The sequence below is a fragment of the Pseudomonas sp. EGD-AK9 genome (assembly GCF_000465935.2).
Classification (GTDB): Bacteria; Pseudomonadota; Gammaproteobacteria; order Pseudomonadales; family Pseudomonadaceae; genus Aquipseudomonas.
Genome location: NZ_AVOF01000396.1, coordinates 1 through 20,041, shown reverse-complemented (window position 1 = coordinate 20,041; position 20,041 = coordinate 1). Strand labels below are relative to the sequence as shown.

General features: G+C 66.4%; 26 protein-coding genes. 6 read left to right on the top strand and 20 right to left on the bottom strand.

Going from position 1 to position 20,041, the window contains the following annotated elements:
* Window positions 1–453, top strand: a 453-nt coding sequence (locus N878_RS17220; protein WP_021444841.1) for a tetratricopeptide repeat protein, incomplete at its 5' end; no start/stop codon positions are given.
* Window positions 454–461: 8 nt separating this feature from the next.
* On the opposite strand, the gene N878_RS17215 is transcribed toward N878_RS17220, so the two are convergent.
* Together N878_RS17215 and N878_RS17210 are read right to left on the bottom strand one after the other, a co-directional pair.
* Window positions 462–860 (bottom strand): VOC family protein, encoded by a 399-nt coding sequence (locus tag N878_RS17215; RefSeq protein ID WP_021444840.1) that lies wholly within the window; start codon window positions 858–860, stop codon window positions 462–464.
* Window positions 861–863: 3 nt separating this feature from the next.
* Window positions 864–1,571: a glutathione S-transferase family protein gene (locus tag N878_RS17210; RefSeq protein WP_021444839.1), complete on the bottom strand. Its 708-nt coding sequence runs from the start codon at window positions 1,569–1,571 to the stop codon at window positions 864–866.
* A 149-nt stretch (window positions 1,572–1,720) separates the two neighbouring features.
* Here N878_RS17210 and N878_RS17205 point away from each other — a divergent pair, with 149 nt between their 5' ends.
* Together N878_RS17205 and N878_RS17200 are read left to right on the top strand one after the other, a co-directional pair.
* A complete protein-coding gene (locus N878_RS17205) occupies window positions 1,721–2,671 on the top strand; it encodes a YafY family protein (protein ID WP_021444838.1) in 951 nt (316 codons plus the stop codon).
* A gap of 96 nt (window positions 2,672–2,767) precedes the next feature.
* Window positions 2,768–3,271 (top strand): hypothetical protein, encoded by a 504-nt coding sequence (locus N878_RS17200; RefSeq protein WP_021444837.1) that lies wholly within the window; start codon window positions 2,768–2,770, stop codon window positions 3,269–3,271.
* Window positions 3,272–3,277: 6 nt separating this feature from the next.
* Here the strand turns inward: N878_RS17200 and N878_RS17195 are convergent, their stop codons facing one another.
* The 4 genes from N878_RS17195 to N878_RS17180 form a co-directional block, all read right to left on the bottom strand.
* Complete coding sequence (locus N878_RS17195; protein ID WP_021444836.1) at window positions 3,278–3,700, bottom strand: nuclear transport factor 2 family protein; 423 nt, start codon at window positions 3,698–3,700, stop codon at window positions 3,278–3,280.
* Between the two features lie 21 nt (window positions 3,701–3,721).
* Complete coding sequence (locus tag N878_RS17190) at window positions 3,722–4,504, bottom strand: DUF899 domain-containing protein (RefSeq protein ID WP_021444835.1); 783 nt, start codon at window positions 4,502–4,504, stop codon at window positions 3,722–3,724.
* A gap of 24 nt (window positions 4,505–4,528) precedes the next feature.
* The gene (locus N878_RS17185; protein WP_021444834.1) at window positions 4,529–4,903 is read right to left on the bottom strand and encodes a YciI family protein; all 375 of its coding nucleotides are present in this window, start codon (window positions 4,901–4,903) and stop codon (window positions 4,529–4,531) included.
* Window positions 4,904–5,091: 188 nt separating this feature from the next.
* Window positions 5,092–5,355 (bottom strand): hypothetical protein, encoded by a 264-nt coding sequence (locus tag N878_RS17180; protein ID WP_021444833.1) that lies wholly within the window; start codon window positions 5,353–5,355, stop codon window positions 5,092–5,094.
* A gap of 117 nt (window positions 5,356–5,472) precedes the next feature.
* Here N878_RS17180 and N878_RS17175 point away from each other — a divergent pair, with 117 nt between their 5' ends.
* Complete coding sequence (locus N878_RS17175; RefSeq protein ID WP_021444832.1) at window positions 5,473–6,357, top strand: LysR substrate-binding domain-containing protein; 885 nt, start codon at window positions 5,473–5,475, stop codon at window positions 6,355–6,357.
* Window positions 6,358–6,421: 64 nt separating this feature from the next.
* Here the strand turns inward: N878_RS17175 and pdxJ are convergent, their stop codons facing one another.
* The 12 genes from pdxJ to rpoE all read right to left on the bottom strand — a co-directional run bounded on the left by pdxJ (window position 6,422) and on the right by rpoE (window position 16,812).
* Window positions 6,422–7,168, bottom strand: a complete 747-nt coding sequence (pdxJ, locus tag N878_RS17170) for a pyridoxine 5'-phosphate synthase (RefSeq protein WP_021444831.1) — start codon at window positions 7,166–7,168, stop codon at window positions 6,422–6,424.
* Window positions 7,161–7,850 (bottom strand): DNA repair protein RecO, encoded by a 690-nt coding sequence (gene recO, locus N878_RS17165; protein ID WP_021444830.1) that lies wholly within the window; start codon window positions 7,848–7,850, stop codon window positions 7,161–7,163. Before recO ends, pdxJ begins: the two co-directional genes overlap by 8 nt.
* A gap of 55 nt (window positions 7,851–7,905) precedes the next feature.
* On the bottom strand, window positions 7,906–8,805 hold the full coding sequence (gene era, locus N878_RS17160) for a GTPase Era (RefSeq protein WP_031303358.1): 900 nt from the start codon (window positions 8,803–8,805) through the stop codon (window positions 7,906–7,908).
* Window positions 8,798–9,487 (bottom strand): ribonuclease III, encoded by a 690-nt coding sequence (gene rnc / locus N878_RS17155; RefSeq protein ID WP_021444828.1) that lies wholly within the window; start codon window positions 9,485–9,487, stop codon window positions 8,798–8,800. Before rnc ends, era begins: the two co-directional genes overlap by 8 nt.
* Complete coding sequence (locus N878_RS17150) at window positions 9,484–9,861, bottom strand: DUF4845 domain-containing protein (RefSeq protein ID WP_021444827.1); 378 nt, start codon at window positions 9,859–9,861, stop codon at window positions 9,484–9,486. Before N878_RS17150 ends, rnc begins: the two co-directional genes overlap by 4 nt.
* An 87-nt stretch (window positions 9,862–9,948) precedes the next feature.
* Complete coding sequence (gene lepB, locus N878_RS17145; protein WP_021444826.1) at window positions 9,949–10,803, bottom strand: signal peptidase I; 855 nt, start codon at window positions 10,801–10,803, stop codon at window positions 9,949–9,951.
* 6 nt (window positions 10,804–10,809) lie between these two features.
* Window positions 10,810–12,609: a translation elongation factor 4 gene (lepA, locus tag N878_RS17140; RefSeq protein WP_021444825.1), complete on the bottom strand. Its 1,800-nt coding sequence runs from the start codon at window positions 12,607–12,609 to the stop codon at window positions 10,810–10,812.
* Window positions 12,610–12,760: 151 nt separating this feature from the next.
* Window positions 12,761–14,185, bottom strand: coding sequence for a DegQ family serine endoprotease (locus tag N878_RS17135; protein WP_031303356.1), 1,425 nt, complete (start codon window positions 14,183–14,185; stop codon window positions 12,761–12,763).
* Between the two features lie 34 nt (window positions 14,186–14,219).
* Window positions 14,220–14,675 carry a SoxR reducing system RseC family protein gene (locus tag N878_RS17130; RefSeq protein ID WP_021444823.1) on the bottom strand — a complete coding sequence of 152 codons (456 nt, stop codon included), beginning with the start codon at window positions 14,673–14,675 and terminating at the stop codon, window positions 14,220–14,222.
* Window positions 14,672–15,619 (bottom strand): MucB/RseB C-terminal domain-containing protein, encoded by a 948-nt coding sequence (locus tag N878_RS17125; protein WP_021444822.1) that lies wholly within the window; start codon window positions 15,617–15,619, stop codon window positions 14,672–14,674. Before N878_RS17125 ends, N878_RS17130 begins: the two co-directional genes overlap by 4 nt.
* Before the next feature lie 8 nt (window positions 15,620–15,627).
* The gene (locus tag N878_RS17120; RefSeq protein ID WP_021444821.1) at window positions 15,628–16,200 is read right to left on the bottom strand and encodes a sigma-E factor negative regulatory protein; all 573 of its coding nucleotides are present in this window, start codon (window positions 16,198–16,200) and stop codon (window positions 15,628–15,630) included.
* Window positions 16,201–16,230: 30 nt separating this feature from the next.
* Window positions 16,231–16,812, bottom strand: coding sequence for an RNA polymerase sigma factor RpoE (gene rpoE / locus N878_RS17115; RefSeq protein WP_003245473.1), 582 nt, complete (start codon window positions 16,810–16,812; stop codon window positions 16,231–16,233).
* A 376-nt stretch (window positions 16,813–17,188) separates the two neighbouring features.
* Between rpoE and nadB the strand changes: the two genes are divergently transcribed.
* The gene (nadB, locus tag N878_RS17110; RefSeq protein ID WP_021444820.1) at window positions 17,189–18,793 is read left to right on the top strand and encodes an L-aspartate oxidase; all 1,605 of its coding nucleotides are present in this window, start codon (window positions 17,189–17,191) and stop codon (window positions 18,791–18,793) included.
* Here the strand turns inward: nadB and N878_RS17105 are convergent.
* Both N878_RS17105 and N878_RS17100 read right to left on the bottom strand, forming a co-directional pair.
* Window positions 18,774–19,232: a protein YgfX gene (locus tag N878_RS17105; protein ID WP_021444819.1), complete on the bottom strand. Its 459-nt coding sequence runs from the start codon at window positions 19,230–19,232 to the stop codon at window positions 18,774–18,776. The two genes, nadB and N878_RS17105, sit on opposite strands and share 20 nt — an antisense overlap.
* Window positions 19,216–19,470, bottom strand: coding sequence for a succinate dehydrogenase assembly factor 2 (locus N878_RS17100; protein WP_021444818.1), 255 nt, complete (start codon window positions 19,468–19,470; stop codon window positions 19,216–19,218). Before N878_RS17100 ends, N878_RS17105 begins: the two co-directional genes overlap by 17 nt.
* A gap of 145 nt (window positions 19,471–19,615) precedes the next feature.
* Between N878_RS17100 and N878_RS17095 the strand changes: the two genes are divergently transcribed.
* Window positions 19,616–20,041, top strand: a 426-nt coding sequence (locus N878_RS17095; RefSeq protein ID WP_021444817.1) for a folate-binding protein YgfZ, incomplete at its 3' end; no start/stop codon positions are given.

The following is a 20,041-nucleotide window of genomic DNA, read 5'->3' as shown; positions in this document are numbered from 1 at the left end:
AGCCCGGCGAGCCCGCCGGCGCAGCCGCAACCCCAGCAACAGACGCCGCAGGACCCATTGCGCGATCTGCGCCAGCAGGCCCAGCGCGGCGATCTGGAGAGCCAGTTCCAGCTCGGCAGCAGCTACTTCGTCGGCCAGCCGGAGAAGAACCTCAAGCAGGCCGAATACTGGTGGAAGCAGGCCGCCGACAAGGGCCACGCCATGGCCGCGGTGAGCCTGGCCTACCTCTACACCGGGCGCGACGCACCGGAATTCGCCAACCAGCGGGGCATGCTCAAGTACCTCAACCAGTCAGCGGCCGCCGGCAACCCCATGGCCCAGCACATTCTCGGCAACCTCTACCGCCGCGGCGAAGGCGGCGTGCCGCGCGACCCGGACCAGGCGCGGCGCCTGTACCAGAGCGCCTGCCAGCAGCGCTACGAAGCCTCCTGCGCGGCGCTGGGCCAGCAGTAAGCGGGCCGTCAGGCGTCACAGATCACCTCGACGCTGTAGCCGTCCGGGTCGAGCACGCAGGCGGCGTAGCAGCCGGATTCGGCGTGCACTCCGGGTCGGCCGTCGTCCTCGCCGCCGGCCTGCAGCGCCGCGGCATGGAAAGCCCGCACCGCCTCGCGGTTGCCTGCCCGCAGGCGAAAAGGCGGGCACGCCTCGCCTACGGCGCGCCCCGGTACGGCGCTGAGCAGGTAGAGCAAGGCCGGCGCGCTGTCCCGCGGGCCGAAGCCGGCAGCCAGCCCCGCACCGTGCTCGCCCTCGTGTTTCAGCTCGTAGCCCAGGGGCGCCAGGGCCGCCCGATACCAGGCACGGCTGCGGCGGAAGTTGGCCACGGTGATGCACGGATGATCGATCAGCGAATCCTCGAACACCTCTCAGGCCGCCTCCAGACGTTCGCGCACTTGCTGTAGCTCGACATGACCGAGAAAGCCGCCGCTGTGGGCCGTTTCGCCGCGCTCGATGGCGCGGGCGAAGCACGCCGCCGGATCGGCGGCGAGCCGGGCCAGGTGACGGGCCAGATGCGGATGCTCCCGCTGCAGATCGAACAGCTGGTGGTAGTCGACCCAGCGGCCGATGCCGGCGAGGTAGGCGTCCGCCAGGCTGCGCCGTTCGCCCAGCAGCCAGTCGCGCTCGCTCAGCAGCCGCTCGAGGTAGCGACAACCCGCCGCCACCTGCTCGGCCCCCAGGCTGCGCAACAGCGCGCGTTGCGACTCGTCCAGCTCGGTCTTCTCGTAGGCCAGCCACAAGGGGCTGAAGGCGGCGAAGAAATCGCTCACCAGGTAGGCCAGCATCTGGTTGAGCGCATCGAACTCGGCGCTGCCCTGGCGCGGCGCCAGCGGCGAGCCCTCTGCCCGCGCCGCCAGGTGCAGCAGAATCGCCAGGCTCTCGCTCAGCGACTCACCGCTTTCCAGCAATAGCGTGGGTGTCTGGTACAGCGGGTTGAGCCGCTCGAACAGCGGGTCCCAGGGTTGCTCGAGCATCTCCACGCGACACAGCCGGTATGGCTGGCCGAGCCACTCGAGGGCGACGATGGCACCGAACGAACAACCTTGCGGCACGCCGTAGAACAGTATCGGTTGCATGAGAAGAACTCCTTGTCTGCCAGCGGTCGACGCGCCCTTCGCGTCACCTGCTGCCAGGCTAAGGGCGAATTAGGCTATATTCGGCCCTAATAAAATCGTTCCCCTGATGTTTATCCCGACGCCCCGCGCGCCCCCGGAGTCCGTCCCCCGTGAACAGTCCCACCACCCGCGTGCTGGCCCTGCTGGAACTGCTGCAGAGCCACGGCCAGCTCAGCGGCCGCGAACTGGCCGAACGCCTGGAAGTGGACGGGCGCACCCTGCGCCGCTATATCCGCCACCTGGAAGACCTGGGCATTCCGCTGACCAGCGAGCGCGGCCGCTACGGTGGCTACCGCCTGGTGGCCGGCTTCAAGCTGCCGCCCCTGATGTTCAACCTCGAGGAAGCCCAGGCCGTGGCCCTGGGCCTCCTGGCCACGACCAAGCTCGGCCTGGCCGAGACCGCGGCGGCGGTGGCCAGCGCCCAGGCCAAGCTGGAACGGGTGATGCCGGCCAAGCTGCAGCAGCGGGTGCGCGCCCTGAGCCAGAGCGCCACCCTGGATCTGCCGCGCAGCCGCGGCACCGGCGATCAGCTGCTGCTGGCCGAACTCGCCGCCGCCGCCCAGGAGCGTCAGCGCGTGCGCCTGGTTTATTGCAGCGAACAGGGCCAGTGCAGCGAGCGCGAGGTCGATCCCTACGGCCTGGTGTTCCGTCAGGGTCTCTGGTACCTGAGCGGCTACTGCCACCTGCGCCAGGCGCTGCGCTCGTTCCGCCTGGAGCGCCTGCGCGAGGTACGGACGCTGGACAGCCGCTTCGAGCGCCCGCACGACTTCGACGCCGCCACACACCTCAATGCCAGCATCGCCAACCTGCCGCGTGCCTACCCGGTGCGCATCCTGCTGCACACCGACCTGGCCGGCGCCGTCGCCGAACTCGGCGTCAACGCCGGCCTGCTGACGCCCGAGGGCGACGGCGTGCGCCTGAGCACCAGCACCGACAGCCCGACCTGGTTCGCCCGCCTGCTGCTGCGCCTGTCCTTCGATTTCCACATCGAACAGCCGGCGCAGCTGCGTGAAGCCCTGCGGCAGCAGGCGCAGCGCATGTTGCGCCTGGCCGCAGGCTAGTTCGCACGATTTCGCCAGCACTGCTTGCAGGCCTCGCCAACAGCGACGCAGCGACTAGGCTTCTGCCTGCCACGACACAACGAAAGGAGGCACGCCATGTCACAGGCAGAAGCGAATATCCTCGTCATCTGGGGCCGTCATTGGTTCGCCAACATGTGGGTCGGCAACCAGCAGGACAAACGCGACGAACTCATCGCCCACGTCAACAGCGAGCTGGGCGGCCTGGGCTTCAAGCTGGGGCGCGGCTGGCAGAACTACGATCCGGTGATTCGCCGCGCCGGTAGCCGCCCCAGCAGCTATGCACAAATCGCCGCCTGGGCGGCGCGGCAACCGAACCAGGGCCGCGCCGTCGCCCAGCAATTTCTCGACTGGGCGACCGGCGATGCCGTCGGGTTGATGCACCTACCGGTGGAGTTGCAGGACCTGGCCATCATCACCCACCTGGCCGAGGTCGGACGTGGCTACGTGTCGGCCCTGGAAGGATCGCTCTATCCGCTGATGCAGGACATCGCCAACGGCCAGCGCAACTGGAGCGACTACCGGGACTACGCGCCCGCGCTCAAGTACGCCGAAGACAGCGCCATGGACTGGGCGTCCTGACCGGCGTCAGGGCTGCAGATCGAACAGCGCCTTGCCGCTTTCCATGTCGCTGGGCGCGGAGAAGTGCTCGTGGAAGATCAGCCAGCGCCCGCCCTGGCGACGCAGGCACTGGGTCACGCGCATCCAGCAGGTCTGCAGCTCGCCCTTTTCATTGGTACCACCGCAGTGCAGCAGGTAGTGGGTCACGCCGAGATCGCCGGCGGCGGTGAAGGTCGGCTCGTGCGGTTCGAACATCCCCGGGCCGCTGCACATCTCCATGCAGGCCTGCCAGTGCGCCTGGTACGTCGGGCGCCCCTGGAAACGCAGCGGGCCGATGGCATCGTAGGCCACCACGTCTTCGGCGTAGTGGCTCATGATGCGCGCCACGTCCTTGCTGCGGCAGGCTTCGGTCCAGCCGTTCAGGGCATCTTGCAGTTCGTGCTGACTCATGTCGAATCTCCTTGTTGATATTCAGGCCTTGTGGCCACAACAGTCGTGGGCGGGCGCCGCCTGTTCGTACTCGTCGTGCAGGCGCGTCCAGTTGAGTCCCTTGCCGTCCAGGTCGGGCATGCCGTCCCAGCCCTCGCCGCGGCCGAAGGGGGTGAGGTCGAGGTAGTGGAAGCTGCTCATCAGCATTTCCAGGCCACGCGCATAGCAGGAATAGGTGTGGAACACCTGCTCGCCGTCGCGCAGGAACACGCTGACGCCGGGCTGTTCGCCCTGCAGGTGGTAGTCCAGACCCAGGCGCTGCAGCTCGGCCTGGTCGCGGTAGTTGTACTGCACCGGGGCCACCCTCTCGTCGCAGGTGGCCTGGTAGTCGTAGTTGAAACGGCTGCCGTAGGAGCTGTACCAGGGCAGCGTCCAGCCCATGCGCCGCTTGAAGGCGTCGAGATCGGCCAGCGGCGCGCGCGAGACCAGCACCAGGGTGGTGTCGCGCGCGTGCAGGTGGGACTGATGGCCGATGTTGTCGACCAGGCAGGAGCAGCCGTCGCAGCCCTCGCCGCGATCCATGTGGTACATGAAGTGGTAGACGATCAATTGGCTGCGCCCCTCGAACAGGTCGAGCAGACGCACCTCGCCCTGCGGGCCCTGGAAGCGGTAATCCTCCTCCACCGCCACCATGGGCAGGGCGCGGCGCGCGCGGTTGAGCGCATCGCGCTGGTGGGTCAGGGCCTTCTCCTGCTCCAGCAGCGCCTTGCGGGCGGCCAGCCACTGCTCGCGCGTGGCGACCTCGGGAATATAGCTGCGGTCCATAGCGGTTCTCCTGCCGATGGCGGCTCAGTGCCGGCCGGCCTGCAACTGCGCCGGCTGGACGTCCAGTTCGCGCACCGGGCGCACCTCCACGCAGCCGACACGGGCGGCGGGGATGTGCCCGGCGAGCTGGATCGCCTCGTTGAGGTCGCGCGCCTCCACCAGATAGAAGCCGGCCAGCTGCTCCTTGGTTTCGGCGAAGGGGCCGTCGGTGATCGCCAGCTTGCCGCCGCGCATACGCACGGTGGTGGCGCTCCGCACCGACTGCAGCGCCTCGGCGGCGAGCATGCGCCCGCTCTCCTGCACGGCGTTGGCGTAGGCGAGGCACTCGCTGTCATGCGGGCTGTCGGGGGAGCTGTGCAGCTCCTGTTCGTTGGCGTAGACGAGGCAGAGGTATTTCATGACGCGCTCCAGTTCCTTGGCGGGTGGGTACTGGATAGTCGAACGCGCCGGGGACGTTTCGACATTGGTCGGAAAAACTTCGTCGGAGCCGACGAACGGTAATAGGCTTGCGCAAAAACTGCGTCACAGCGATAAGCGGCCCATCCGCCAACGGACGCCTATTAACCGTCACCCTGCGCTCAACCCAGTCATTCGCCGCGCAGCCACAACGCCCGCCGCTGCGCGATCAGCCGTAGCGGTTCGCTCGCCCCCTGCTCCACCACGCCGCGGGCACTGCCCAGGCGAATCCGCCCCTCGGCATCCTGCGCCAGCAGACGGCGCATGCGCCGACGCCAGCACCAGGCGCCGATCCAGTCGGCGATGGCGTTCTGCAGATCCAGCGGCCACATGGCCGGCATATAGAACTCGGGCATGGCTGGACGCGACTTGTCGCACTCGTTCGAACCTTTCATGGCCTTTCCTCCTGTTCAGTGCCGGCTTCTGGCCGGGCTTGCGAGCAGGATGAAACGCGCCTATCGTTCAAACAAACGACAAATATCAAACCATTAGTTAATTATTATTTAACGGTCATGAACACGGCAGCCCCCATCTCCCTGCCGCTGCTGGAAAGCGATGTGCTGCGCACCTTCGTCGCCATCGCCGACAGCGGCAGCTTCACCCGAACTGCGGCGCAGGTGTTTCGCAGCACGGCAGCCGTCAGCCTGCAGATCAAACGCCTGGAGGAAAGCCTCGGCCAGCGCCTGTTCGTCCGCGAGGCCAGGCGCGTGCGCCTGACCGCCGAGGGTGAGCTGCTGCTGGGTTACGCCAGGCGCCTGCTCAGGCTCAACGAGGAGGCGGTGGCGCAGTTTCTCCAGCCGGCGCTGAGCGGCCGGGTCTGCCTGGGCATCCCGAACGATCTGAGCACCCGCGTGCTGCCTGGCGTGCTGACCAGCTTCGCCCGCAGCCATCCGGCCGTGCAGGTGGACGTCTGCGTGGGACGCAGCGTGGATCTGGTGGCCAAACTGGAGCTGGGCGAACTCGACCTGTGCCTGATCGAGACCGGCAATCAGGGCCTGGACGATACGCTCGGCGTGGTGGTCCATACCGAGCCGCTGGTCTGGGCAGGTCGCGACGGCGGCCTGGCGGTACAGCGCTCGCCGCTGCCGCTGGCCCTGGCCAATCCCGGCTGCGCCTGGCGCCGTGCGGCGCTGGACGCCCTCGACCGGATTGGCCTGGACTATCGCGTGGCGTACTCCTGCGATCAAAGTGCGGGGCTGGAAGCGGCGATGATCGCCGATCTGGCGATAGCCCCCTTCCCCCGCGGCCTGATCCGGCCGCCGCTACGTCGTTTGGGCGAGGAGCACGGCCTGCCGCCGCTGGACGACTACCAGATCAGGCTACTGCGCGGCACTCAGGCCAACGACGCGATCGAGGCACTCGCCACGCAGGTGATCCAGGCGTTTGCGCAGAGCTGAACGGCACGCATCGGATACGGGGCGGTGCGCATGGCCTGGGCGGCGCCGCGACGCCCTGCAGCGGCTAACCGCGATTGGCCGCCGCGACGATCAGCGCCTTCATCTCCGCCACCGCCTGCTTGAAGCCGACGAACAGCGCGTGGGCGACGATGGCGTGGCCGATGTTCAGCTCGTTGATCCCGGCAATCGCCGCCACCGCCTCGGCGTTGTGGTAGTGCAGGCCATGCCCGGCGTTGACGATCAGGCCATGCTGCAGGCCGCAGGCGACGCCGTCGCGGATACGCGCCAGTTCGCGGGCGGCTTCCTCGGGGGTGTGGGCATCGGCGTAGCGCCCGGTGTGCAGTTCGATGGCCGGCGCACCGACGCGCCGGGAAGCCTCGATCTGCCGCGCCTCGGCGTCGATGAACAGCGACACCTCGCAGCCGGCGCGGGAAAGCCGCTCGACCGCGGCGGCGATGCGCGCCTCCTGGCCGGCCACGTCGAGGCCGCCTTCGGTGGTCAGCTCCTGGCGGGTTTCCGGCACCAGGCAGACATGCGCCGGGCGGATCTGCTCGGCGAAGTCGAGCATGAAGTCGGTGACGCCCATCTCGAAGTTCATCCGCGTCTGCAGCACCTCGGCGAGGATTCGCACGTCGCGATCCTGGATATGCCGGCGATCCTCGCGCAGGTGCACGGTGATACCGTCGGCACCGGTCTCCTCGGCATCCAGCGCGGCTTTCACCGGATCGGGGTAGCGGGTGCCACGGGCCTGGCGCAGGGTGGCGACGTGATCGATGTTCACGCCTAGCAGGATTCGGTTGGCGTCAGTCACGCTTGGGCTCCTTGAGCGTCATGAAGAGTTCGCGGCTGACCAGCGGTCGGCCGCCCAGATGGGGTGCCAGCGCCTGACGCATCAGGCGCTTGGCCGCGGCCAGGGCGCCGGGGGCGCTCCAGTCGGCCTCGGCCATGGCCAGCAGGTCGCGACCGTGGAACACCCCGGGCTGCAATTGCGCCACCGGCACCAGGCCGGCGTCCAGCTGCCAGCGGTACAGGCCGTCGGGCGCGACCGGCGCGCCCTGCTGGTCGCGATCCAGGGCGAAACCATAGCCCAACTCGTCCAGCAGGCGCCATTCGAAGGCGCGCAGCAAGGGCTCCAGCGGCCGGCCCTGGGCCAGGGCGGCAAGGGTCAGGGCATAGTGTTCGAGCATCCGCGGGTGCGGGTCTTCGGCCGGCAGCAGGCGGATCAGCAGTTCGTTGAGGTAGAGCCCGGAGAACAGCGCCTCGCCGCTCAGCAGCAGCGGAATCCCGGCGCTTTCCAGACGCCCGACCGTCTTCAGCTCGCCACGCCCGCGCAGTTCCAGCTCCAACGGGGCGAACGGCCGGGCGATGCTGCCGGCCTTGCCGCGCGCGGCGCGCAGCACGGCACGCAGGCGCCCTTGGGGGGTGAAGAAATCCACCAGGGCGCTGCTTTCCTTGTACGGACGGCTATGCAGGACGTAGGCGGCGTGGCTCATCGGCGTGGCTGCCTGGGTACTCTATGACGGGCACCAAAGGTGCGCACGGCGCGGTCTACTCCAGGTAGCCCAGCGAGCGCAGCGCGCGCTCGTCGTCGGACCAGCCACCCTTGACCTTGACCCAGAGGTTGAGCATGACCTTGGAGTCGAACAGCACCTCCATGTCCTTGCGCGCCTCCTGGCCGATGCGTTTGATGCGCTCGCCCTTGTCGCCGATGATGATCTTCTTCTGCCCGTCGCGCTCCACCAGGATCAGCGCATGGATATGCAGAATGCGCCCTTCCTGCTTGAACTCCTCGATCTCCACGGTGATCTGGTAGGGCAGTTCGGCGCCGAGCTGACGCATGATCTTCTCGCGCACCAGTTCGGCGGCGAGGAAACGGCTGGAGCGGTCGGTGATCTGGTCTTCCGGGAAGAAGTGCTCGCCTTCCGGCAGGCGCTCGGCCACCAGCTGCTCCAGAGTGTCGAGGTTGCTGCCCTGCTGCGCCGAGATCGGCACCACTTCGGCGTTCGGCAGCTGCTGCTGCAGCCATTGCAGGTGCGGGATCAGCTCGGCCTTTTCCTCGAGGCGGTCGACCTTGTTCACCGCCAGGATCACCGGCCCCTGCACGTACTGCACGCGCTCGAGCACCATCTGGTCTTCGTCGGTCCAGCGTGCGCGGTCGACCACGAAGATCACCACGTCGACGTCCTTGAGCGCCGAGGCCGCGGTCTTGTTCATGTAGCGGTTGAGCGCCTTGTCGCTGTTCTTGTGCAGGCCGGGGGTGTCGACGTAGACCGCCTGGATCTCGCCCTCGGTCTTGATCCCGAGCATGTTGTGGCGCGTGGTCTGCGGCTTGCGCGAGGTGATCGCCAGCTTCTGCCCGAGGATATGGTTGAGCAGCGTCGATTTGCCCACGTTGGGGCGACCGACGATGGCGACATAGCCGCAGCGGCTCACAGGTGCATCAGTCATTGCCGTTCTCCACCCCGAGGGCGATCAGTGCCGCAGCCGCGGCGACCTGCTCGGCGATACGCCGGCTGCCGCCCTGGCCCAGGGTCTTTTCATTGAGCAGGGCCACCTGGCACTCGACCATGAAGGTACGGCAGTGCGGCTCGCCCTGAATGTCCACCACCTCGTAACGGGGCAGTTCGCAGGCGCGCGATTGCAGAAACTCCTGCAGGCGCGTCTTCGGGTCCTTGTTGGTGTCGACCAGCGTCAGGCCATCCAGCTCGCCGGTCAACCAGTCCAGCACTCGCTCGCGCGCCGCCTCCATGCCGGCATCCAGGTAGATGGCGCCGATCAGCGCCTCCAGGGCATCGGCGAGGATCGACTCGCGGCGGAAACCGCCGCTTTTCAGCTCGCCAGAGCCCAGGCGCAGGTACTCGCCCAGCTCGAAGCCGCGCGCCAGCACGGCCAGGGTCTCGCCCTTGACCAGGCGCGCGCGCAGGCGCGACAACTGGCCCTCGCGCGCCTGCGGGAAGCGCTCGAACAGCGCCTCGCCGGCGACGAAGTTGAGGATGGCATCACCGAGGAATTCCAGGCGTTCGTTGTTGCGCCCGGCGAAACTGCGATGGGTCAGGGCCAGAACCATCAGGTCCTGGTCCTTGAAGCTGTAACCGAGCTTGCGCTCGAGGCGGGACAGGTTGGAACTCACGGCATGCGTACACGAAATTCTTTGTCGAAGGTCGCCACCAGATCGAGGTTCTCGATCAGCGGCTCGCGTTTCTCATACTTCAGGTGGACCAGGAACTCGTTGTTCTCCACCTTGACCTTGACCACCTCGCGCAGGTTCAGGTCGCGGATGTTGTTGACCTGCATGCCCTTGCTGACATGGTTGTAGAAATCGCCGACGGTGCGCACTTCCTGCGCCTTGTCGGTTTCCACCGAGGTGATGATCTTTTCCATCGACATGTAGTCGAGGTAGTGCGGCATCATCTTGAATGCGGTGCTGGCGAAAAAAGCCACCACGGCCAGTACCACCAGCCAGCCCAGGATGGACAGGCCCTGCTGCGAACGCGCGAAAGTCATGTGTATCCCCAATAGACGGTCTTGTTTGGAGCCTTGCGGCAAGACTATTTATAGCCTGCGGCGCTGCCGAAAGCAGCGCGCCAGTACTCAATGAATCAGGCCGACACGGGAGAAATTGGGCAGGTTGCTGGTCTTGGGCTCCGGCCAGCTCATCCAGATGGCGAAGGCCTTACCGACGATATGATCGTCCGGGACCATGCCCCACAGCTCCTGCGGGATCTTGCGGTCGCGCCAGTAGCGGCTGTCGTTGGAGTTGTCGCGGTTGTCGCCCATCATGAAGTAGTGCCCTTGCGGCACCACCCACTCGCCGCCGGGTTCGCGGCGCATGCGGCTCATTTCCTTGCGGATGGTGTGCTGCACCTGGCCCAGGCGCTCCTGATAGAGCATCGCGCTGCCCAGGCTGCCGGCTTCTTCGCCGAGCAGTTTCTCCGCGACCGGCTCGCCGTTGATCAGCAGACGCTTGCCCTGGGTGTACTGGATGCGGTCGCCGGGCAGGCCGACCACGCGCTTGATGTAGTTGATGGTCGGATCGCTGGGGTAGCGGAACACCATGACGTCGCCGCGCAGCGGGTTGTCCACCTCGATCACCTTGGTGTCGAGCACCGGCAGGCGGATGCCGTAGGCGAACTTGTTGACCAGGATGAAATCGCCCACTTCCAGGGTCGGCTTCATCGAGCCGGAGGGAATCTGGAACGGCTCGACCAGGAAGGAGCGCAGCACCAGGACGATGGCCAGCACCGGGAAGAACGACTTGCCGTACTCGACCAGCAAGGGCTCCTTGCTCAACCGCTCCAGCACGCGCTCGTCGGGCTCGTCGACGCGCCCCTGATAGGCGGCGATGGCCGAGCGCCGGCGCGGCGCCAGCAGAACCAGGTCGACCAGAGCCAGAAAGCCGCAAACGGCGACCGCGATAACCAACAGGAGCGGGAAATTGATCGACATAGAGCCTTAGCTATCCAACCTGAGCACGGCAAGGAAGGCTTCCTGTGGGATTTCCACGTTACCGACCTGCTTCATGCGTTTCTTACCAGCCTTCTGCTTCTCCAGCAGCTTTTTCTTACGGCTGACGTCGCCGCCGTAACACTTGGCCAGTACGTTCTTTCTGAGCGCCTTGACCGTGGTCCGCGCGATGATCTGGCCGCCAATGGCGGCCTGGATCGCCACGTCGAACATCTGCCGCGGGATCAGTTCCTTCATTTTCTCGGTCAGTGCCCGGCCCTTGTAGGCCGCGTTGTCGCGATGCACGATCAAGGCCAGGGCATCGACCTTGTCGCCGTTGATCAGCACGTCCAGCTTGACCAGGTTGGCCGACTGGTAGCGATCGAAATGATAGTCCAGCGACGCATAGCCGCGGCTGGTCGACTTGAGCTTGTCGAAGAAGTCCAGCACCACCTCGTTCATCGGCAGGTCGTAACGAACCTGAACCTGAGAACCGAGGAACTGCATGTCGCGCTGCACGCCGCGCTTCTCGATGCACAGGGTGATGACGTTGCCCAGGTGCTCCTGCGGCACCAGGATGGTCGCGGTGACGATCGGCTCGCGGAAGTCGGCGACGGCCGAGACATCCGGCAGCTTGGACGGGTTGTCGACGGTGATGGTTTCGCCGGTCTTGAGCTCGAGCTCGTAGATCACGCTCGGCGCGGTAGTGATCAGGTCCAGGTCGTATTCGCGCTCCAGGCGCTCCTGGATGATCTCCATGTGCAGCATGCCGAGGAAGCCGCAACGGAAGCCGAAGCCCAGCGCATCGGAGCTTTCCGGCGCGTATTGCAGCGACGAGTCGTTGAGGGTCAGCTTCTGCAGGGCATCGCGGAAGTCCTCGAAGTCGTCGGAGCTGACCGGGAACAGGCCGGCGTAGACCTGCGGCTGGATTCTCTTGAAGCCTGGCAGAACCTCGACCTCGGGGGTCGAAGACAGGGTCAGGGTGTCGCCCACCGGCGCACCATGAATGTCCTTGATGCTGGCGATGATGAAGCCCACTTCACCGGCTTTCAGATCGGCAGTGGCGGTGTGTTTCGGGGTGAAGACGCCGACGCTGTCGACCAGGTGCACCTTGCCGGTGGACTTGACCAAGATCTTGTCACCTTTCTTGACGCGGCCCTGACGCACGCGCACCAGCGAGACCACGCCCAGGTAGTTGTCGAACCAGGAGTCGATGATCAGCGCCTGCAGCGGCGCTTCGATATCCCCGGTCGGCGCCGGAATGGTCTGCACCAGGCGCTCGAGCACCTCGTCCACGCCCATGCCGCTCTTCGCGCTGCAGGCCACGGCGTCGGTGGCGTCGATGCCGATGATCTTCTCGATCTCGTCCTTGACGCGATCCGGGTCGGCCTGGGGCAGGTCCATCTTGTTCAGCACCGGCATGACCTCGAGGCCCTGCTCGATGGCGGTGTAGCAGTTGGCCACCGACTGCGCCTCGACACCCTGACCGGCATCGACCACCAGCAGCGCGCCCTCACAGGCCGCCAGGGAGCGGCTGACCTCATAGGTGAAGTCGACGTGACCGGGGGTATCGATGAAGTTCAGCTGGTAGGTCTTACCGTCCCGCGCCTTGTAGTGAAGGGTAACGCTGTGGGCCTTGATGGTGATGCCGCGCTCACGCTCCAGATCCATGGAGTCCAGGACCTGAGCCTCCATTTCACGTGCAGCGAGGCCGCCGCACATCTGGATGAAACGGTCAGCCAAGGTGGACTTGCCGTGATCGATGTGGGCAATGATGGAAAAATTGCGGATATGACTCAGGTCACTCACGGATCAACACTCGAAGAAGGCACAGGCAAGACGCTTGCCGAAAATAGCCGCGGATTGTACCCGATCCCTCGCGACCGCGTCACGTGCACACCGCGCTGGTGCAGATACGCAGAAGGGCGCCCGAAAGCGCCCTTCTTCAGCGTTGCCCGGATTACTCAGCCAGCTTGAAGGTGATAAAGCTGGCACGCCCCTGGCGCAGCACGCGCATCGACACCGAACGGTTCTTCGGCAGCTCCTGCGCGACCTTGGCGAAGGTGGCGGTGGAGTCGATGGCCTGGTTGTTCAGGTGGGTGATCACGTCGCCCGGACGCAGGCCGATCATCGCCGCCGGGCCGTTGAGCACCTCCTTGACCACCACTCCCCCCTTGAGGTCGAGACCCTTCTTCTGCTCGGCGGTCAGCTCCACCACGCTAACGCCCAGGCGGTTGTTGCTGCGTTCGCCGCCCGGCGTGCCGGCGGCCGCCAGCTCCTGCCCCTCTTCCGGCAGGGTGCCGATGGTGAGCCTGAGCTTCTTGCGCGAGCCTTCGCGCACCACGTCCATCTCGGCCTTCTCGCCCGGCTTGAGGCCGCCGACCAGATGCGGCAGGTCGGCCGACATGACGATGGGCTTGCCGTTGAGGCTGAGGATCACGTCGCCGACCTGCAACCCGCCCTTGTCCGCCGGGCCGTCCTCCAGCACCTGAGCGACCAGCGCGCCGGCCGGTTTGTCCAGGCCGAAGGATTCGGCCAGGTCCTTGTTCACTTCCTGAATCACCACGCCGAGCCAGCCGCGGGTGACCTTGCCGTCCGCCTTGAGCTGGTCGGCCACCTGCAGCGCCACTTCCATGGGAATGGCGAAGGACAGCCCCATGAAGCCGCCGGAGCGGGTGAAGATCTGCGAATTGATGCCGACCACTTCGCCCTGCAGGTTGAACAGCGGACCGCCGGAGTTGCCGGGGTTGATCGCTACGTCGGTCTGGATGAACGGCACGTAGCTGTCGCTCGGCAGGTTGCGGCCCTTGGCGCTGACGATGCCGGCGGTCACCGAGTGGTCGAAGCCGAAGGGCGAGCCAATGGCCAGCACCCACTCGCCGACCTTGAGTTCGTCGGACTTGCCCAGGCGCACGGTGGGCAGATTCTCGCCCTCGACCTTGAGCAGGGCCACGTCGCTGCGCGGGTCGGCGCCGATCAGTTTGGCCTCCAGCTCACTGCGGTCGGACAGGCGCACGATGATCTCATCGGCATCGGCGACCACATGGTTGTTGGTCAGCACATACCCATCGGCGGAGATGATGAAGCCCGAGCCGAGCGACTGCGCCTCGCGCTGGCGACCGCCGCCGGGGCCGCGCGGTACTTGGGGAATGTTGCGTTCGAAGAACTCGCGAAACATCGGCGGCAGGCCTTCCAGGTCGGGCATGCCCGGCTGAATGCCGGCCACCCGCTCCGGCATCTTCTGCCGGGTACTGATATTGACCACCGCCGGCGAGGCCTCCTCCACCAGTTCGGTGAAGTCGGGCAGGCTGGCCTGGGCCAGCAGACTCTGCCCCCAGAGCAGGGCAACCGCCAACAGCGGCGCAACGGATCTGAGCTTTCTCATCGACTACGACTCCCCATATGGAACGCAAACACTCTCAACTCGCCGCCGGCCCACCGGCCAGCAGCGCACGCAGGACAACGGGTTGCAAGGTCGGATCGTCGGCGACGCGCGACGCGCGCCAGCGCACCAGCAGCCAGGTGGCGAATAGACCGGCAAGAGCGCCGAGGATGACCCAGGGCTCGCTCAGGCCGAGGCCGTCGGCCAGCAGGGCGGCGCCCAACAGGCCGAGCAGCGGCAACAGATAGACCAGCAGCGAGCTGCGCACCAACAGGTCTTCGCGCACGCCGATCACCACAGCGTCACCCACCGCGAGCTGCAACTGACAGAGGGCGCGCACATAGCCACGCTGGCGGCCGACGCCGAGACGCTCCATCAACCCTTGGCCGCAGGCGGCATTGGCCGAACAGCTGGAACAGGTGCTCTTGCGCAGTGTCTCGACCCAGACCGCGCCGGGCTCGACCGCCACCACGCGCCCCTGTTCTTCGATCATTGACTGACCTGTTCGGAGGCCCCGGCACGCATGGACAGGGCGATACGTTCGGCGGTGCCCAGGGGGATCTCGCCGACCACGGTGACCATCACGTCGCCGGCCTCGGTAGCCATGCGCCGCGACACCGCGACGGTAGGGCCGAGCTGGCTGCGTGCATCTTCCACCACCGCCCCCTGCAGGGGCTCGAGAAAGACCGAGAAACGCGCCAGGCCGTCGCCGTACATCAGGCAGGCGACCGCCTCGTCGGAGGCAGGACTGCGCCGCAGTTGAGCGGCGTTGAGGGTGAAACCGGGGGGCAACCAGTCCGAACGCCAGCTGCCTTCGACCACCTGATCGACCGAACGCAAGCGTACCGGACGGCAGCGCGAGCTGGGTTGCAGGGCGCCTGCTTCGGGGGCCGCGGTCTGCAGCTGGGTGAACTGGAAGCGCTCCAGCAACTGACCCTTTTCGTTGAGCAGCAGGGATTTCAGCGGCAGACCGGTTTCCTGGTCCAGGTGCAATTCGAAGCCGTAGCGATGCTGATCCTTGGGTGCCAACACCAACACCACGGCATTGCGTCCGGCGATGCGCGACTGGCCGGCGACGCGGATGTCGTACCAGTTGCCCAGTTGCTCGGCGTCCAGATGGCGCGCCGGCCAGGCCTGGGCGTCGCCGACCTGGTCGGCCAGCGCGCCGCTGACGCATTGGGTCTGGCCGTCGACCTTGAGCACTTCCTGGGCCGGGCCGTCGAGCTGCAGCAGGCGTTCGCGGATCGAACCGCCCTCCTCTACCCGATGCCACACGCTGTGGGTGGAGAAACTGCCGTTGCGCTCGTAAACGAAGGTGCCCTGAAAGCTCTGCCCACGCTCGGCTTCGGCGAGGCGCTTGAGCCAATCTTGTGCATCAGCGGCATGAACCGGCAACGCCAGCCAGCCGCTGAGAAGAAAGAGAGGGATCGCGCGCATGTGACTCCTTAGCGGTTTTCCAGGCTGGCGGCTCGCGCATAAGGCAATGCGGTCTCACCGGCACTCATCGCCGCCTGCTGCGTGTGCTGGCGCAGGTAGGTCGGCAGACGCTGCTCATGCCAGCCGGCGGTGCCGGGCTTGGCGGCTTCGCTCGACGCCTCGCCGCTGCTGTATCCGGCCAGCAGCGCCGGCCCTTGCACCTGCGGCACAGACAGCGTCGGCGCAGCGTCCTGCTGGGCCAACTGACTGCCGCTCAGTTCGTCCTGGTTGTACAGGCGCACGCCGGCAAGCACTGCAACGGTCACCGAAGCAGCCACCGCGAGACGACCGACACTGCGCCACAGCGGCGCCTTGCGCACCGGCACGACCTCGTCGGCCAGCGCCGCCGAGACCGCCGCGGCGATATCCAGGCGCGGCTCCAGCAACTCCCTGTGCATAGCCGCACGGGCGATCTGGTAACGCGACCAGGTGCCACGCAGCTCGCCATCCTCACTGGCCGCGAGCACACGCCGCAGCTCCAGTTCGTCCGCTTCGTTATCCATCACCGCGGACAGCGATTCCTGCAGGGTTTCACGACTCATGGTGTTCCTCTCTTGGCTGTCGCCGCTGCCTCAGGCTTCCTGCAACAAAGGTTGCAGAGATTTATCAATGGCCTCACGCGCACGGAAGATCCGCGAACGCACGGTACCCACCGGACACTGCATGACGCTGGCAATGTCCTCGTAACTCAGACCCTCGAACTCGCGCAGGGTCAAAGCCGTGCGCAAGTCGTCCGGTAGCTGGGCGATGGTTCGATGCACCGTGGCCTCGATCTCGTCGCGCAGCAGTGCCCGTTCCGGTGACTCGATGTCCTTGAGGGCGTGGTCGCCATCGTAGAACTCCGCGTCATCGCTACTGACATCACTATCTGGCGGCCGCCGACCGCGGGACACCAGATAATTCTTCGCCGTGTTGATGGCGATGCGGTACAGCCAGGTATAGAACGCGCTGTCACCGCGAAAGTTTCCAAGCGCCCGGTACGCCTTGACGAAGGCTTCCTGGGCAACGTCCTGAGCCTCGTGGGTGTCGTGCACGAATCGCACGATCAAACCGAGGATCTTGTGCTGATACTTCAGCACCAACAGATCGAAGGCGCGCTTGTCACCGCGCTGCACTCGTTCGACCAGTTGCTGATCATCTTCCTGGGTTAGCATGCACTCTCCTCATGATGCTTGGAGGAGGCTTGCGCCCCTGAGCGAATCAGCCTGCCAAGATAGACTCGGGCCTCGCGCAAAAGTTCTCCCCTCCAAGCAAGCTTCCCGCAGAGTCTGTTTTTCCCTCTGCCGGAGCGGCGCCAACGGGACGCATCCCGCTCGCGCGAATAATTTATCGCCACACGTTTTCCCAATTGATCGACGGTTTGACCGAAGATCGAGCGGGCACGCGCCGGCGCTCTCCCTTATATGGGCGACCCTGTATGGAACCTTAACGACTAAGAAAGTTCCCGAGCACTGCGGTCGGTCATAAGCTGGCTATTGTGCCGCCGACCCTCTCTATATACTAGGGCTCGCATTCCCGCGGAATTCGGACATGAACCAACACTTCCAGCACGACGTTCTGGTCATCGGCAGCGGCGCCGCCGGCCTGACTCTCGCCCTCACCCTGCCCGCCCAGCTGCGCATCGCCGTGCTGAGCAAGGGTAACCTAGCCAATGGCTCGACCTACTGGGCGCAGGGCGGCGTGGCGGCGGTGCTGGACGACACCGACACCGTCGAATCCCACGTCGCCGACACCCTCAATGCCGGCGCCGGCCTGTGCCGTGAAGACGCCGCGCGCTTCACCGTGGAACACAGCCGCGAAGCCATCCAGTGGCTGATCGACCAGGGCGTGCCCTTTACCCGCGACGACCAGACCGCGCGCGAAGACGGCGGCTTCGAATTCCACCTGACCCGCGAGGGCGGCCACAGCCACCGGCGCATCATCCACGCCGCCGACGCCACCGGCGCGGCGATCTTCAACACCCTGCTGGAACGGGCTCGCCAACGGCCCAACATCGAGCTGCTAGAACAGCGCGTGGCGGTCGACCTGATCACCGAGCGCAAGCTCGGCATGTCTGGCGAACGCTGCCTGGGCGCCTACGTGCTGGATCGCGCGCGCGGCGAGGTGGACACCTTCAGCGCGCGTTTCGTGATTCTCGCCACCGGCGGCGCGGCCAAGGTCTACCTCTACACCAGCAACTCCGACGGCGCCTGCGGCGACGGCATCGCCATGGCCTGGCGCGCCGGCTGCCGGGTGGGCAACCTGGAATTCAACCAGTTCCACCCCACCTGCCTCTACCACCCGCAGGCGAAGAACTTCCTGATCACCGAGGCGCTGCGCGGCGAAGGCGCCCTGCTCCGCCTGCCCAGCGGCGAGCGCTTCATGCCGCGCTTCGACGAACGCGGCGAGCTGGCCCCGCGCGACATAGTCGCGCGCGCCATCGACCACGAGATGAAGCGTCTCGGTATCGACTGCGTCTACCTGGACATCAGCCACAAGCCGGCGGAGTTCATCAAGAATCACTTCCCCACCGTCTACGAACGCTGCCTGGGCTTCGGCATCGACATCACCCAGGAGCCGATCCCGGTGGTGCCGGCGGCGCACTACACCTGCGGCGGCGTGGTGGTCGACCAGCACGGGCGCACCGATGTACCCGGCCTGTACGCCATCGGCGAAACCAGCTTCACCGGCCTGCACGGCGCCAACCGCCTGGCCAGCAACTCGCTGCTGGAATGCTTCGTCTACGCCCGTTCGGCCTGCGCCGATATCGTAGACCAGCTCGACCAGGTCGCGATGCCGGCCGACCTGCCCGGCTGGGACGCCAGCCAGGTCACCGACTCGGACGAGGATGTGATCATCGCGCACAACTGGGACGAGCTGCGGCGCTTCATGTGGGACTACGTCGGCATCGTGCGCACCAACAAGCGCCTGCAGCGCGCCGAGCACCGCGTGCGCCTGCTGCAGGGCGAGATCAACGAGTTCTACAGCAACTACAAGGTCAGCCGCGACCTGATCGAGCTGCGCAACCTGGCGCTGGTCGCCGAACTGATGATCGAGTCGGCGATGCGCCGCCGCGAGAGCCGCGGCCTGCACTACACCCTGGATTACCCCGAGCAGTTGGCCGAGGCGCGCGACACTATCCTGACCCCGGCATAGCCCAGCGCCGGCGGCTGAACTTCAGGCGCAGACGCAGGCGCCTGTGCAACTCGCGCGGCAGCGCATCGCGGGGAATGCACAGGCCGCGACTGAAACGCTCGCCCGGCAGGCGAAAGCGCAGCACCACCGCCAACGGCAAGGCCAGGCTATCGGGGCGCAGTTGCACCGGCTGCCAGCCCCGCGCGGCGCTCCACAGCTGCCAGCCGAGGGCGTCGCGACGCAGCCCGCGCAAGGCATGGGGCGAAGTCAGCAGGATATGCCGCGGCAGCACCCAGGCGGCATGCGCCAGGCACAACGCCAGCGCCAGAACCTTGCCCCACAGGGGCACGGCGGCCAGCCAGGGCGCCAGCAGCGCCAGCGCCAAAGCGGCCAGATAGAGCCTCAGCAGCCCGCGCGAGGGCTGCCAATGGCATTCGAACACCTCACTGAGGTTGGACACGGTCCAGGATCATGCGCACCATGCGCTTGAGGTCGGCGTCTTCCGGCTCGCCGCGCTGCATGAACCAGCCGAACATGTCCTGATCCTCGCACTCCAGCAGCTTGCGGTAGCGCGCCCGGTCGTCGGCATCCAGGTTGGGGTAGACCTCCTTGACGAAGGGCACCAGCAGTACGTCCAGCTCCAGCATGCCGCGACGGCTGTGCCAGAACAGGCGGTTGAGTTCGGTTGCGTCGACCATGGAACGGCTCCTTGAAAGAGGCCGGCAGTATAACGGCGAAAAGTCTCGCTGTTGACCCGAAGCGACGACCGCGCCCGCTGACAAGCGCCTATCGCGCCCTCTATGATGACGCCCCTGTCTTTTCTCCAGCGACTCGATTCCCACCATGGCCGATAGCGCGTACTTCACCCTCCTCGACCACGAAGGCCTGCTCGCCGTGCGCGGCGCGGATGCCGGCAAGTTTCTCCAGGGCCAGCTGACCTGCAACCTCGACTACCTGTCCGCCACCCAGTCCAGCCTGGGCGCCCGCTGCACGCCCAAGGGGCGCATGCTGTCGAGCTTTCGCATCGTCCCGGTGGATGGCGGCTACCTGCTAGCGATGGCGCGCGAGCTGGTCGCGGCGCAACTGGCCGACCTGCAGAAGTACGCGGTGTTCTCCAAATCCAAACTGAGCGACGAAAGCGCCGCCTGGGTGCGCTTCGGCCTGGCCGGCGGCGACGCCCTGCTGGCCGAGCTGGGCCTGGAGCTGGGCGCCGAGCGCGATACCCTGGCCAGCGCCGGCGAGCTGCTGGCCGTGCGCCTCGGCGACGGC

Bases quoted from the DNA above. Each gene is read 5' to 3' on its own strand.
- N878_RS17130 (WP_021444823.1), bottom strand. From the start codon at position 14,675: ATGATCGAAGAACAGGGGCGCGTGGTGGCGGTCGAGCCCGGCGCGGTC.
- N878_RS17200 (WP_021444837.1), top strand. From the start codon at position 2,768: ATGTCACAGGCAGAAGCGAATATCCTCGTCATCTGGGGCCGTCATTGG.
- nadB (WP_021444820.1), top strand. From the start codon at position 17,189: ATGAACCAACACTTCCAGCACGACGTTCTGGTCATCGGCAGCGGCGCC.
- N878_RS17175 (WP_021444832.1), top strand. From the start codon at position 5,473: ATGAACACGGCAGCCCCCATCTCCCTGCCGCTGCTGGAAAGCGATGTG.
- rpoE (WP_003245473.1), bottom strand. From the start codon at position 16,812: ATGCTAACCCAGGAAGATGATCAGCAACTGGTCGAACGAGTGCAGCGC.
- N878_RS17190 (WP_021444835.1), bottom strand. From the start codon at position 4,504: ATGGACCGCAGCTATATTCCCGAGGTCGCCACGCGCGAGCAGTGGCTG.
- N878_RS17100 (WP_021444818.1), bottom strand. From the start codon at position 19,470: ATGGTCGACGCAACCGAACTCAACCGCCTGTTCTGGCACAGCCGTCGC.
- N878_RS17120 (WP_021444821.1), bottom strand. From the start codon at position 16,200: ATGAGTCGTGAAACCCTGCAGGAATCGCTGTCCGCGGTGATGGATAAC.
- N878_RS17210 (WP_021444839.1), bottom strand. From the start codon at position 1,571: ATGCAACCGATACTGTTCTACGGCGTGCCGCAAGGTTGTTCGTTCGGT.
- recO (WP_021444830.1), bottom strand. From the start codon at position 7,850: ATGAGCCACGCCGCCTACGTCCTGCATAGCCGTCCGTACAAGGAAAGC.
- N878_RS17185 (WP_021444834.1), bottom strand. From the start codon at position 4,903: ATGAAATACCTCTGCCTCGTCTACGCCAACGAACAGGAGCTGCACAGC.
- N878_RS17180 (WP_021444833.1), bottom strand. From the start codon at position 5,355: ATGAAAGGTTCGAACGAGTGCGACAAGTCGCGTCCAGCCATGCCCGAG.
- N878_RS17125 (WP_021444822.1), bottom strand. From the start codon at position 15,619: ATGCGCGCGATCCCTCTCTTTCTTCTCAGCGGCTGGCTGGCGTTGCCG.
- era (WP_031303358.1), bottom strand. From the start codon at position 8,805: ATGACTGATGCACCTGTGAGCCGCTGCGGCTATGTCGCCATCGTCGGT.
- lepB (WP_021444826.1), bottom strand. From the start codon at position 10,803: ATGTCGATCAATTTCCCGCTCCTGTTGGTTATCGCGGTCGCCGTTTGC.
- N878_RS17150 (WP_021444827.1), bottom strand. From the start codon at position 9,861: ATGACTTTCGCGCGTTCGCAGCAGGGCCTGTCCATCCTGGGCTGGCTG.
- N878_RS17195 (WP_021444836.1), bottom strand. From the start codon at position 3,700: ATGAGTCAGCACGAACTGCAAGATGCCCTGAACGGCTGGACCGAAGCC.
- N878_RS17135 (WP_031303356.1), bottom strand. From the start codon at position 14,185: ATGAGAAAGCTCAGATCCGTTGCGCCGCTGTTGGCGGTTGCCCTGCTC.